Source organism: Pedobacter sp. WC2501 (assembly GCF_052682415.1).
This window is the reverse complement of record NZ_JBQZFI010000001.1, coordinates 6,030,619-6,044,733: the sequence shown is the minus strand read 5'-3', so window position 1 is coordinate 6,044,733 and position 14,115 is coordinate 6,030,619. Positions and strand designations below refer to the sequence as shown.

General features: G+C 37.3%; 11 protein-coding genes. 10 read left to right on the top strand and 1 reads right to left on the bottom strand.

Annotation, left to right across the window (positions count from 1 at the left end; all coding sequences use genetic code 11):
* Window positions 1-4 precede the first annotated feature (4 nt).
* Window positions 5-526: an NADPH-dependent FMN reductase gene (locus tag ACUN24_RS25230; RefSeq protein WP_445564991.1), complete on the bottom strand. Its 522-nt coding sequence runs from the start codon at window positions 524-526 to the stop codon at window positions 5-7.
* A gap of 180 nt (window positions 527-706) precedes the next feature.
* Between ACUN24_RS25230 and ACUN24_RS25225 the strand changes: the two genes are divergently transcribed.
* The 10 genes from ACUN24_RS25225 (at window position 707) to ACUN24_RS25180 (ending at window position 13,723) form a co-directional block, all read left to right on the top strand.
* Window positions 707-1,510 (top strand): ParA family protein, encoded by an 804-nt coding sequence (locus tag ACUN24_RS25225; protein ID WP_055912555.1) that lies wholly within the window; start codon window positions 707-709, stop codon window positions 1,508-1,510.
* Between the two features lie 7 nt (window positions 1,511-1,517).
* Window positions 1,518-2,426, top strand: a complete 909-nt coding sequence (locus ACUN24_RS25220; protein WP_445564990.1) for a ParB/RepB/Spo0J family partition protein — start codon at window positions 1,518-1,520, stop codon at window positions 2,424-2,426.
* On the top strand, window positions 2,426-3,169 hold the full coding sequence (locus ACUN24_RS25215; protein WP_445564989.1) for a DUF5683 domain-containing protein: 744 nt from the start codon (window positions 2,426-2,428) through the stop codon (window positions 3,167-3,169). Before ACUN24_RS25220 ends, ACUN24_RS25215 begins: the two co-directional genes overlap by 1 nt.
* A gap of 119 nt (window positions 3,170-3,288) precedes the next feature.
* A complete protein-coding gene (dapB, locus tag ACUN24_RS25210) occupies window positions 3,289-4,023 on the top strand; it encodes a 4-hydroxy-tetrahydrodipicolinate reductase (RefSeq protein ID WP_445564988.1) in 735 nt (244 codons plus the stop codon).
* A gap of 111 nt (window positions 4,024-4,134) precedes the next feature.
* Window positions 4,135-5,328 (top strand): signal peptidase I, encoded by a 1,194-nt coding sequence (lepB, locus tag ACUN24_RS25205; RefSeq protein ID WP_445564987.1) that lies wholly within the window; start codon window positions 4,135-4,137, stop codon window positions 5,326-5,328.
* Between the two features lie 149 nt (window positions 5,329-5,477).
* Window positions 5,478-6,668: an ROK family protein gene (locus ACUN24_RS25200; RefSeq protein WP_445564986.1), complete on the top strand. Its 1,191-nt coding sequence runs from the start codon at window positions 5,478-5,480 to the stop codon at window positions 6,666-6,668.
* 101 nt (window positions 6,669-6,769) lie between these two features.
* A complete protein-coding gene (locus ACUN24_RS25195) occupies window positions 6,770-10,123 on the top strand; it encodes a SusC/RagA family TonB-linked outer membrane protein (RefSeq protein ID WP_445564985.1) in 3,354 nt (1,117 codons plus the stop codon).
* A 19-nt stretch (window positions 10,124-10,142) separates the two neighbouring features.
* The gene (locus ACUN24_RS25190; protein WP_445564984.1) at window positions 10,143-11,747 is read left to right on the top strand and encodes a SusD/RagB family nutrient-binding outer membrane lipoprotein; all 1,605 of its coding nucleotides are present in this window, start codon (window positions 10,143-10,145) and stop codon (window positions 11,745-11,747) included.
* A gap of 57 nt (window positions 11,748-11,804) precedes the next feature.
* Complete coding sequence (locus ACUN24_RS25185; RefSeq protein ID WP_445564983.1) at window positions 11,805-12,389, top strand: redoxin domain-containing protein; 585 nt, start codon at window positions 11,805-11,807, stop codon at window positions 12,387-12,389.
* Window positions 12,389-13,723 carry a monooxygenase gene (locus tag ACUN24_RS25180; RefSeq protein ID WP_445564982.1) on the top strand — a complete coding sequence of 445 codons (1,335 nt, stop codon included), beginning with the start codon at window positions 12,389-12,391 and terminating at the stop codon, window positions 13,721-13,723. The genes ACUN24_RS25185 and ACUN24_RS25180 overlap by 1 nt, the downstream gene beginning before the upstream one ends.
* Window positions 13,724-14,115: the final 392 nt, after the last annotated feature.

The window sequence follows — 14,115 nt, the reverse complement described above, 5'->3', positions numbered from 1 at the left end:
ACGGTTAGAATTTAATAAACTTCTCTATCTGCTCGTTGGTAAACTTAATCGTATCTGGTTGGCTTAAATTGCCTTCTGTATCTAACTCTGTTTTTATATTTGGAATGTGTAAACGTAAGGGTAAAACATGCAGGTTAATATAGTGGCAAACGCCTGTAAAATGATCTACGCCACGGATATTGCCATATTTACCAGAAGAAATTCCAACCAGGGCCGCTTTTTTATCGTAAAAACTATCTGGAAAATTAGAGGCATCTATTAACACTTTTAATACGCCCGGGTAACTTCCATTGTACTCTGGCATGATAAATAAGAATTTTTCGGTGTTATTGATCATATCCTGGATTTCCTGAAAAGCTGCTGATCTTTTACCGTACATATCCGTGTTCAAAACATCTATAGGCAAGTGCTCCAGGCTGAACAGATTGGCATCGGCACCTTTTTCTTTTAGTTGCTTCTGGTAATATTTGGCAACTTTTAGCGTATTGCTATTGGGCCTGTTGGTTGCGGCTATAATTGTGATCATGGATAATTGTTAATAAGATGTGTAAAACCCAAACATGCTTCTTGCTAAAATTGCCATATAGTTTGTATCTTAGCTGATTGTGAAAAAGGCCGTAAACAACGCAAAAATAGAACTTTTTGCCAATTAAAAAGCATAAATAACACAGCCCAAATAAACGTTAAGTAAATTTCGGATACATAGATGAGCAAAATTATTGCATTAGCAAATCAAAAAGGTGGCGTTGGTAAAACAACTTCATCTATAAACCTGGCTGCGAGTTTAGCCGTACTAGAATATAAAACTTTACTGGTAGATGCTGATCCTCAGGCAAATTCAACTTCAGGTATCGGTTTCGATCCCCGGAATATTAAAGACAGTATTTATGAGTGTATCATTAATGATATTGACCCTTTACAGGCCATCCAAAAAACAGATACACCAAATTTAGATTTACTGCCTGCCCACATCGACCTGGTTGGTGCGGAAATCGAGATGATTAACCTCAACAACCGCGAGTATAAAATGAAAGCGGTTTTGGAGAAAATCAAAGATCAGTATGATTTCATTATCATCGATTGTTCTCCTTCCTTAGGTTTAATTACCATCAATGCTTTAACGGCAGCCGATTCGGTTATTATTCCTGTTCAGTGCGAGTATTTCGCGCTTGAAGGCTTAGGCAAGTTATTAAATACCATCAAAATTGTTCAGAACCGTTTAAACCCTGATCTGGAGATTGAAGGTATTTTATTAACCATGTACGATGTGCGTTTGCGTTTATCGAACCAGGTGGTAGAAGAGGTGAGAACGCATTTCCATGAACTGGTTTTCGATACCATTATTCAGCGCAATACACGTTTAAGTGAGGCACCTAGTTATGGCGTTTCGGTTATTATGCACGATGCAAATTGCAAAGGTGCCATTAACTACCTTAACCTTGCCCGCGAAATTGTGAAGAAAAATGGCCTTTTAAAGGAAGAAGAAAACATAGGAACAGCAACTTTATAAATTATAGATGACATCTTTTCAGCGAAAAACAGGTTTAGGAAGAGGGTTAAGTGCGCTTTTAGATGATAGCGAATCTGCTCATCCGCCGAAACAGCAGGTAAATGCTGTGAGCGAAACCGAGCAGATTGGCAATATCAGTCATGTCAGTTTAACTGAAGTTGAAACCAATCCATACCAGCCCCGTACCGAATTTGACCAGGTAGCATTAAATGAACTTGCCGATTCGATTAAAGTACAAGGTTTAATACAACCCATTACGGTTAGAAAATTAGGCGCAAACAAATACCAGCTCATTTCAGGTGAGCGTAGGTTCAGGGCGTCAAAACTAGCTGGTTTAACACAGATTCCTGCTTACATCCGCAGTGCCAACGACCAACAGATGTTGGAAATGGCCCTAATCGAAAATATTCAGCGCGAAAATTTAAATGCCATTGAAGTGGCATTGAGTTTTCAGCGGATGATAGATGAGGTGGGATTAAAACAAGAACAATTAGGCGAACGTGTAGGTAAAAACCGTACCACGGTGACCAATTACCTGCGTTTGTTAAAACTTCCTCCTGCTATTCAGGCTTCCATCCGCGATCAGAAAATTACTATGGGGCACGCAAGGGCCTTAATTAATGTTGATGGCGTGGACAAACAGTTGTTTATTCACCAGGAAATTTTAGAAAAGGGCTTATCTGTACGTAAAGTCGAAGAACTTGTGCGTAATCTGCAGCACATACCTTTAAAAGCCGGTGAAAAACCGAAAGAAAAAGCTGTTTCTTTTCAGTATCAAAAATTACAGGATGATCTGGCCTCTAAATTTGCTACCCGTGTAAAGTTAAAAGTAACCCAGAATGGTAAAGGGGCGATAGAAATTCCTTTTATGAGCGATGATGATTTGAACCGAATTCTGGAGTTATTAGACTGGTAATGCAAAAAACTAAGCTTTTCTTACTGGTTGCTGCATTTACACTTTTCCTTGTAAACTTAGCCTCGGCGCAGGTTAAGGATACGTTATTGAAACCTGCTGACACCTCGAAAATTAAATTATCTAAATCTTTAGATACTGCGGCTAAAAAACCGATGACGAGAAAGGATTCGATGAAAGCAAAGTATGTTAATCCTGGTAAGGTTGCTGGCAGAAAAGCTGTTTTCAGATCGATGATTATACCAGGTTGGGGGCAGTTATATAATATGCAACTGCTAAACGATGGTTATGGTACAAGAGCAGGAAAAAGCCAGTTTTTTCAAAAACTGTATACCGGCGGCAAAATTGCGGCTATTTATGGTGGGATAACTGTGCTTACCATGTCGTACATCGAAAGTAGCAAACAATATGATCTTTACTTGACAGAGCTACAGTATCGCAACGATCACAATGATAAACCAAATCCAGATGGCCCATTTGTAAACGCAGACAAGGTAACTACAAGGTATTCTACACAAGGAATAACAACAGGTAAAGATACCTATAGAAGGAATAAACAAATTGTATTGTTCTCTTACGGTTTGGTTTATTTTGCCAATATAGTAGATGCCTACGTTGCAGCCCGTTTGCATTTCTTCAATATAGACGATAACCTTTCTTTTAAGGTAATGCCATCTATGATTAATACCAATTCGGTATACGGTTTCAATGCAACGCCTGCACTAAAATTATCATTAACATTTTAATGCCGAAACCATCGTGAAAATCAATAAAAGGATATTACATTTGAAATTGTGATGATGTGGCAATTAGCTGTTAGGGATAAGGATAAAAAATAAGAACAGAAACTGAAAATAATATAAAGATGAAAATTGCGCTTTTAGGATATGGTAAAATGGGGCAGATTATCGAAAAATTTGCGGTGGAACGTGGCCACGAAATTGTTTTGAAAATAACGATCGATAACCAGGAAGATTTAACCAGACAAAATTTAAAATCAGCTGATGTGGCTATCGATTTTAGTACGCCTGATTCGGTTTTAAAAAATATTGACGCCTGTTTTGATGCCAATGTGCCAATAGTTGTGGGTACAACCGGTTGGTATGGCAAACTCCAGGAAGTGAAAAACGATTGCAGCAACAGTAACAATACATTGCTTTATGGGTCTAACTTCAGTATTGGTGTAAATTTATTCTTTAAGCTTAATCAAACTTTGGCAAAGCTGATGAATAACTATCCGGCTTACGAAGTTCAGGTTGAAGAAATACACCATACGCAAAAACTGGATGCACCAAGTGGTACAGCCATTACGCTAGCAGAAGGGATTGTAGATAACCTGGAAAGAAAACAAGAGTGGTTAAACGAAGTGGTAGGAACTGACGTAGAATTGTTTCCGAAAGCAGAACAATTGTTGATAGAATCGCACAGGATAGAAAATATTCCAGGTACACACACTGTAATTTACAGTAGCGAAGTGGATGAAATAGAAATTAAACACACTGCCCATAATAGAGCTGGTTTTGCTTTAGGTGCAGTTGTAGCAGCAGAATGGTTGAAAGATAAAAAAGGATTTTTCAGCATTACTGATATTTTTGAATAAAGTCCAAAGCACAATATAACCTGTGAAATCACTCAATCTGTGAAATCACAACGAAGGATTACAGATAACAGGTAGCCGATTAAATAAATCGCGAAACCAAAAATAAGATATATGAATTATAAATTCTGGCAACGAAAAAAAGATGCCCCAAAGAAGAAAAAAACTAAAACCCGCGAGTGGGTTGATGCAATTGTTTTTGCAGTAGTGGCTGCAACCATCATCCGCGTATTTTTTATAGAGGCTTATACCATTCCGTCTGGTTCGATGGAGAGATCTCTGCTTATAGGCGATTTCCTTTTTGTGAGTAAAGTTAATTACGGTGCACGTATTCCGATGACCCCGGTTGCTTTTCCTTTCGCGCATCATACGATGCCTTTAACCACTTCAACCAAAGCGTATTGGGATGGTGTACAGTGGAAATATCACCGTTTGCCAGGTTTATCTAAAATTAAAAGAAACGATGTAGTGGTATTTAACTTTCCTGAGGGCGATACGGTTGCTGTAGAAAATCAGGCGGAAAGTTATTATACTTTGGTGCGTAGTATGGGCCGCCAACAGGTGAGGAGTACTTATACAATAGTAGATCGTCCGGTAGATAAACGCGAGAATTTTATTAAGAGGTGTATTGGTATTCCGGGCGACGTAATTTCGATGAGCAATGGTGTCGCCAATGTAAATGGCAAAAATGAACCTTTAAAAAACACAGGTATGATGCCTTATCGCATCGAGTTTAAAACCATGGATTTTAATTATGCTGTACTTGATGAATTTAAGCTGAATTTAGGAGGAACACCTGCTATTGCAGATAAGACATACGTTGTGGATGCATCTCCGGAAATTGTGGAAAAACTGAAAACTTTCGATTTTGTAAAGTCAGTTACCTTAAGTCCTGATCCTGCCGGAGACGTTCCAGGTGGTGTTTTTCCGAACGATCCAAACAGGGTTTGGAACAGGGATAACTTTGGTCCTGTTAAAATCCCTTCAAAAGGATGGACTGTGAAAATCGACAGCAATACCATGCCGCTGTATTACAGGGCAATCAGGACTTACGAAGGAAATAAAGTAGAGCAAAAATCAGGTGTTTGGTATATTAACGATAAGGTTGCCACTACCTATACTTTTAAAATGGACTACTATTGGATGATGGGGGATAACCGCCACAATTCGGCCGATTCGCGTTATTGGGGTTTTGTACCCGAAGACCATATTGTGGGTAAAGCTTTATTTGTTTGGATGAGCTGGGATAGTACAGCATCTTTCTTGCATAAAATAAGATGGAGCAGGTTATTTATGGGAATTCATTAATAAAATATAATTCTTTAGAATGGGCGAATAATCGAAAGATTATTCGCCCATTTTGTTTATGGCAAGTTTATAATTAACTTTTAAAAAAAATTAAAAAGTATTGTAATGTTTTGAAAATATTTTTTAAGTTTGAACTGTAATCAAATATCATGTCTGTAATTGTTGAGAAAAACCAGCGCCTTAGGGCTGGTGTTATAAAGCATTTATATTATAAAAAATCGCTATCACTTACAGACTTGAGTAAGCTGACGCAAAAGAGTTTGCCTTTGGTTACCGCCGTAGTTAATGGTTTAATCGCTGAAGGATATATTATAGAAGAGGGTTTTGCACCATCAACAGGTGGCAGAAGAGCTGCAATGTTCTTGATCAATCCAAATCTAAAAAAATACATTGTAGCCCTTGCAATGGATCAGCTCACATCCAGATTAACCATTTACGACCTTTCGAGAACAATGGTTACACCAATTCGGACTTTAGAGTTTGAACTCTCCTCAAAAGAAAGCAATATTGGCGACCTTATAAATTTCATCAACAACAGTATCGATCAATCTGAAATCAACAGAACAGCTATTTTAGGGGTTGGTATTGGTATGCCGGGCTTTGTTAATGCCGATGAAGGCATAAACCACTCTTTTCTTAAAGTGGAAGAAGGAACAACCTTACAAAAGTATCTTTCGTCTAAAATCAATTTACCGGTACACATAGATAACGATTCTAGTTTAATTGCGATGGCCGAATTAAATTTCGGAGAAGCAGTTAATTTAAAAGATGTAATGGTGGTTAATATTGGCTGGGGAACGGGTTTGGGAATTATTGTCAATGGTAAATTATATCGGGGCAGTAGCGGCAGTGCCGGTGAGTTTAGTCATATTCCACTATCAAACAGCGACAATTTGTGTTCCTGCGGCAGAAGAGGCTGTTTAGAGGTTGATACTTCCTTATTGGTAATGGCTAAGCGGGCAGAAGAAGCAATAGCCGGAGGTGCCGAATCGAGCATGAAAGAAATGTTTAAAGACAAAAGCAAACACCCTGCAGATCATTTCTTACAGGCTGTAAGTGAACAAGACCCTGTGGCCATATCAGTATTGGCTAAAGCTATTTTTCAATTGGGCAAAGGCGTAGCCACATTAATTCATCTTTTAAACCCAGAATGTATTGTTTTGAGTGGAAGAGGGGCTAAGGCAGGTAAAATGCTTTTACCGCCAATCCAGCAGGCTATTCATGAGTTCTGTATTCCCCGAATAGCCGAACAAACCGAAATAAAACTTTCTACCCTAACGGATGAAGCTGAGTTATTAGCTGCCGGGAGTTTGACAGTAGAGTATAATCAATTTGACTAAAGAAATCTTAAATATAAAACCAATGCATATGCAAAAATAAAAATCAACTTACCAAGTCTCGCACTACCTTAAACTTATTTTAAACTACTAAACTAAAAATTATGAAAAAAATGTACTTAAGGTGTTTAAGTATGCTGTTGTTATGTTTTTTAACAATATCAGCTTTCGCACAAAAGAATATTACCGGTACGGTAAAAGACGTATCAGGTAATCCCATTCCCGGGGTAAGTGTTCTCGAAAAGGGAACTCAAAATGGAACCTCTACCAGTGCCGACGGTAGGTTTACCATTACGGTAAAAGATGGCGCTAGATTGATTTTTAAATCCATCGGTTTAGTCACCCAGGAAGTTGCTGCTTTATCAAATCAAGCGATCGTAATGCAAGATGATTCTAAGGCGCTAAATGAAGTTATTGTTACTGGTTTTGGTGTTAAAAAAGAAGTGAGAAAATTAACTTATTCTGCAACAGCTGTGGGAGGTGCAGAATTAGCACAAGCCAATAATCCCAATGTGGTAAATGCTTTGCAAGGTAAGGTAGCAGGGGTTATGATTAACCAAGGTGCCAGTGGTCCTTCTTCTTCTTCCAGAATCAGAATCAGGGGTAATACCTCATTAAAATCAAATACACAACCTTTAGTGGTTTATGATGGTATATTACTCGAACAAGGTACTTCTGGAGCAGACTCATGGGGCGATGCTGCAGATTTTGGTAATATCATGAAAAACATCAACTCTGATGATATAGAAAGTATTAGTGTATTAAAAGGAGCTGCTGCATCGGCACTTTATGGTTCTAAGGCAGCTGCTGGAGTATTACTCATTACTTCAAAAAAAGGTAAAACTTCTAAGGGTTTGGGTGTAACTGTATCGCAAACCAGTTCTTTTGACGATGCTTATAAATTTGTAGATCTTCAGAATGAATATGGAGGTGGAATTTCGCCTGTATTTGCTAAAGATGCTAACGGGGTAGATATTGTTGATCCATCTGCAGGTTACTATGTAGGCGGTTATTCTTTTGGGCCTAAATTGGACGGAAGAATGGTAAAAGATTTGGATGGGGTAATGAGACCTTGGGTAGCCAATAATCCATTAGATTTTTTTACCACTGGAAAGTTTATCAACACAAACGTATCAATTGAAGGTGCTAACGAAAACACAACCTATCGGTTAGCTTATACCAACTTAAATAATTCGAGTGTTTTGCCTAACAATAAATTAACAAGAGATGCGCTTACACTTAGGGTGACCAGGGAAATTTCTAAATCAATTTCTGTTGATGCAAGTATAAATTATACCATGTCTAACTCATTTAATCCGGCAAGACAGGGTAGTGCAAATAATCCTATGTTTGCATTTACCTATTATAAACCCAGAAACGTCGATTTAATGGCTTATGTCGATAACAATATCAACCCTGTAACTGGAGGTGCACTTGGTTCCAGTAATCGCGATCATTTTGATCCTTACGGTATTGGGGCGTTTGCTTATGCATTCCAAAATGATAACAGAGTTCAAAAGGAAAATAATTTGTTAGCCAATATTGATGTAAATATCAAAATCCTTCCATGGCTTTCGGCTTTGGTAAGAACCAACACTAACTTTTATAACATTGCTTACGAAAGAAAAAATAGAGGTAACGGTGTTGCTTTTTCTGGTGGTGATTATGAAATCACACAAAATACCAATAAATCTTATCGTGTTCAGGGATTGTTAAATGCAACTAAAGAATTTAATGATTTTGAAATGAATGCCTCTATAGGAGCAGAAACTTATCAGAAAAACCTAGGTAACTCTGCGTTTTACAACAGGTCATATACCAATGGGGGGCTTAAAATTCCTGATTTATACTCTATTGGAAATTCTCTTAACCCGGCAGGAACAGTTGCAAATCCAAATTTTGGTGAACGTACCGATGCGGTATATTTGTATGGAGATATTACCTGGAAAAATATGTTAACTTTAAATTTTAGTGGAAGAAATGACTGGTCTTCATCACTTACTTATAGAGATGGTCATGGTAATTATTCGTACTTCTATCCAAGTGTAGGTTTATCATGGATATTTACTGAATTACCTGCATTCAAAAATAGTTCAATACTCTCTTTTGGTAAGTTAAGGGCATCGTACTCGTATACCGGATTGCCTGCTACAGTCCAATCTACCAATACTGATGGTTACTATAGACTACAGGATGGTACTTTTAACAATGCGAATGGTGGTAACCAATCGGTTTATGGATTTAGTGACAATATTCTTAAAAACAACAATTTAAAGAACGAGTTAACCAAGGAACTTGAAATTGGAACCAATTTAGGTTTTTTAAAAAACCGGATCAACATTGACTTTGCTTACTATAAGAAAAATTCTTACAACCAAATTTTAAGTTTTGCTTTACCACAAGAATCTGGCGTGAGTTCTCAAGCTTTAAACGCAGGTAATATCCAGAATCAAGGTATTGAAATTTTGTTAACTGGTAAACCAATTGTATCTAAAGATTTTAACTGGAATGCCTCGTTTACTTTTACACGTAACCGAAACAAAATAATAGAATTGACTGCAGGAGTTCCAAGTTATCCTCTAGACTTAGCTTTTGGTAACGATATAACTTCTGTCGCCAAAGTAGGTGAAATATATGGTTCGTTAATTACAGGTTCTGCTTTTTCATATTATCAAAAGAAAGATACAAACGGTAATCCAATTGCCAGTCCAAATAACGGCAAAAAAGTATTGGGTAATACCGGTTATGGAACTACCGGCGGTTATTACACTTTTGTAAGATCTCAGGATTATGATGGTACCACCAAAAATTTAGGTACCATGATGGAGGATTATCTTGCCAGTACCAGACAAGAACTATCTTACAAAAACTTCACTTTAGGTTTTCAAATAGATGCTAAAATTGGTGGTTTAATGGCTTCAGGAACCCATCAATATGGATCAGCGAATGGTTCATTAGCAAATTCGCTTTTTGGCAGGGATGAAGCATCGGGTGGTGTAACTTATACCGATGGAAACGGCATAGTACAACATGATGGTATTATTCCTGATGGCGTATTAAACGATGGATTACAATCCAATGGGGTAGATTTAGGAGGGATGACCTATGCAGACGCGGTTAAACAGGGCTTGTTAAAACCAATACCAGCTTATGCATATTACGAAAACTTAAGTCAATGGTCAAGTGGTATCAGAGAGTATTCAGTATTTGAAAATTCATGGGTAGCACTTCGCGAGATAACTGTAGGATACAACGTACCGAGCAAGTATTTAACTAAAATAAAGATCAATACTTTAAGCTTAAATTTAACGGGTAGAAATATTGCCTATTTGTATAAAACAGCTAAGGATGGTATTAATCCTGAGAGTATTTTTAGCAATAGAGCAGGTGCTTTTGCTGAGTATGGAGGCTGGCCTTTGGTTAGAAGTTTAGGATTTAATATTAGGGCATCGTTCTAATTATTTAAAAAATACAGATATGAAGACTATAAATAAAACAAAAATATATTTCCTGATGGTTTCAGCTCTGCTTGTAGCAAGCGGCTGTAAAAAGGAAAGCTTCGTAGAAGCAAATTTGAACCCTACAACATTATACGAAGTTAAACCTGAAGATCAGTTCCTTCGTGCGGCTGTAGGTTCGCAAGACGATTTCGAATACTATGCCGATGTGTATCGTGCGGCCAATGTTTGGATGCAATACACCACTCCGCTTACGGGAAATGGATTGAACTTTAATAATGTTGGTTCACAATTTAATACCCGTTATGGTAAAATATTTTATGGCAGATTAGGCCCTGCTTTAGTCGATGCGATAAAAATTATTGAAGCCATGCCTGATGCCGATAAAAATGCCAGGGTAAACATGAAAGCGATTTCACAAATACTTTTATCGTATTATGCCTTTTATGTGAGCGATATCAATGGAAGCATTCCGTACAGCCAAGCTTTCCAGGCTAGGTATGGTGGCACCACAACACCAGCTTATGATACGCAACAGGCAGTATTTGCAAAGGTTGATGCAGAATTGAAAGCGGCAGTGGCAACTTTGAAAAGTAATGCATCCGCACAGATCAGCCTGGGAGCAAATGATCCATATTTCGGTGGTGATGCTACACTTTGGGCTAAAGCAGCTAATGCTTTACGTTTGAAAATAGCTATCCGCTTAATGAAAGTTGATCCAACTAAAATGAAAGCAATTGCGACCGAAGTATTATCAGATCCAGTTCAGATGGCTAACGTTAACGATTCGTGGATGCTTAAGGTTGGTCCATCTTATGCAGATGGTACTGGAAACTTTAACCCTGGGAATTTTGCAGCAGGTAAGCCAGTATTGGATTTTCTTGTTGCTAAAGGAGACCCTCGACTATCAGCATTTTATCGTCCCAATTCAGCAGGAAATTATGTGGGCAGTTTTACCAGCCCTGATGACGCTAAATTACCTGCAAATGCACCATTATACGCGCCATCAAGTACTTTGTTGTCACAATTACAGCATAGGTTGTTCACGCCTAATTATAATGAAAACGATGGTTTCGGTGCCGGCACAGGTAAAGGATTTTATCCTGTTTTAACTTATGCTGAGTATTGCTTCTTACGTGCTGATCTTGCCGCCCGTGGTGTTACCACAGATGTGGCTGAAAAATGGTATAAAAATGGTGTTTATGCATCAGTTCAATTCTATAGCGATAGGGCTGTTGATGCCAAAGTATCCAACTTTAATGCGGTAACAGTTTCGGCTATTGATACCTACTATAACACAGTTGGTATTAAATACGATGCAACTAAGGCTACTGATCAAATCGCTTGTCAGGCTTATCTTGATTTTTACAGACAACCATTAGAAGCCTGGGCCTGGTGGAAAAGAACTGGCTTTCCCAATACTACATCGGTTTTAGCATGGTCGGAATTAAAAGGCAATGGAAGTATATTACAGTTAGCGCGTAGAGCTGGTTTAACTTTGTTAAGTAATATCGACTTAAACTATCCAAATCAGCAAGCTGCGATTGCTGAAATGGCTAAAAATCCTGATTTTGGTGCCGGACCAAATGATCCTTTTGGTCGTGTTTGGTGGGATAAAAAATAATCACTAAATTAAAAGAACCCTTAGTAGCTTATTAAGGGTTCTTTTTAATTAAAAGCAATGAAATTATTTAATGTTTTTTTCCGACTGAGTTTTTTCTTTACTGCCCTTGCTCCGTTATGGATTAGAGCCCAGGAAAATTTAGTATCCGCAAAGAAATTAAAGACCATCAAATTAATAAATTTAAATGGCAGGGAAAGCTGTATTAATTTGGGTAAAACAGTAGTAATTGTATTTCTGAGTCCAGAATGTCCGCTATGTAAAAATTATCTACCTGGCTTGGTAAAGCTTCAAAATTCTAATAAAAGCATCAATTTTTATGGTGTAATACCTGGTACTAGTTATTCATTAAAAGAAATAAATAAACTTAAAAATGAATATGGTATTAACTTCGATTTATTGACAGATAGAGATAAACGTTTATCAAAATATTTTGGCGCAACCACTACACCTGAGGTTTTTTTAATCAATAAAATGGGGGCAATAACCTATAGTGGACTAATTGATAACTGGTCTTCTTCGCTTGGACAAAAACGGTTGGTAATTACCGAGAAATATCTCGAAGAGGCTATAAAAGACCTATCAAATGGTAAACAAATTTTTAAGAAGACAATTCCTGTAGGCTGCCTAATTAACGACATATAATGAGTTCCAAATCTTTAGTATTATCAAAAGTTATTATCATTATACTTGGGATATTCATATGCATACCGCATGTAAATGCCCAAAAAGTAACATATTACAAAGATGTTGCACCCATTATTCAAAATAAGTGTCAGTCATGCCATAGGCCTGGAGAAGCTGCGCCATTTTCATTATTAACTTATGAAGATGTCGCAAAAAGAGCCTCCTTTATTAAAAAAGTAACGCAATCTGGTTACATGCCGCCATGGAAACCAGACAATCACTATCGGTTATTTAAAAATGATAGGTCTTTAACAAATGAAGAAAAGCAAACTATAGTAAAATGGGTTGATGCTAAAATGCCAATGGGAGAGATAGCTGAAACGTCAAAAGTAGCTGTTAAAACATATATAGAAGGTACCCAGTATTTTAGAAAACCTGACCTTGTTTTAAAGGCAACCTCAGCATTTAAAGTTTTAGGTGATAACAAAGAGCGGTTTATAGTGTTTAAAATTCCTTTTGATATTGGTACAGAAAAAAATGTAGAAGCAATGGAGTTTTTTTCGTCCAATAAGAAGGTTATTCACCATGCAAACTTTGCAATTCACCCTGTGTCTAATGACATTGATATTAACCAAGGAGCTGAATTTTTAAATTTGACAGAAGATGACAGGACAAAGTACTCACAGTATTTTCCTTTCAAGAAAACAATGACCTATTACGGAGGATGGATTCCAGGGACATCCTATGAATCTTATCCAAATAATTTTGGTTGGGTAATGCCTAAACGTGGCGTTATATTATTAACTATACACTTTGCTCCAGTTTCAAAGGAGGAAGAGAATATTTCAGGTGTAAATTTCTTTTTCAAAAAAACACCAATTGGACGGAAAGTCGAGGTAATTAGCTTAGGTTCTGCTGGTGTAGGCGAAAAGTCTATCGAACCTTACTTTTTTATCCCTGCCGAGTCAGTAAGAAAGTTCGAACTAAAAATTACCACACCACAAGATCAATCCTTACTATACATTTGGCCTCATATGCATTACTTGGGCAAAGTTTTCAAATCATATGCCGTTACGCCTCAAAAAGATACCATACAGCTCGTTTCTATTCCTTCTTGGGATTTTAGATGGCAAGAAATTTATCAATTTAAAAATTTGGTGAAAATCCCTAAGGGTTCTATACTAACAATAGAGGGTACTTATGATAATACCTCAAGTAATCCTAACAATCCTAGTAGTCCACCGCGGAATGTTTATTCGGCTAACGACATGAAGTCTACTGATGAGATGTTGACGATGTTACTTGTGTTTTTGCCCTATAAAGAAAATGACGAACAAATACAATTGAAATAAAAGCTTACCACTAACTGCGTAATTTATTTTAGCTTGAATTAATAAAAAGTCCCATGAAAATATGAATATGGCTATCTGCACTTTTTTTCTCAATGCAAGCTGCTGTTGTTAACAACGCTAATGCACAACAGCCTTTATTTACCTTATTGCCAGCAAAGGAAACAAATATTAGTTTTGTAAATAGAGTTATTGAAACTGACTCATTACACGTGATGAATTACGAATATCTGTATAGCGGATCAGGAGTAGCAGATTTTAATGGTGATGGCTTGTCAGACATTTTTTTTTAAAATCAAATGCATAAATTATACCTTAACAAAGGAAATTTAAAATTTGAAGATATTACAAATAAAGCTGACGTAAGAGGAAATGATACATGGGGAACAGCGGGT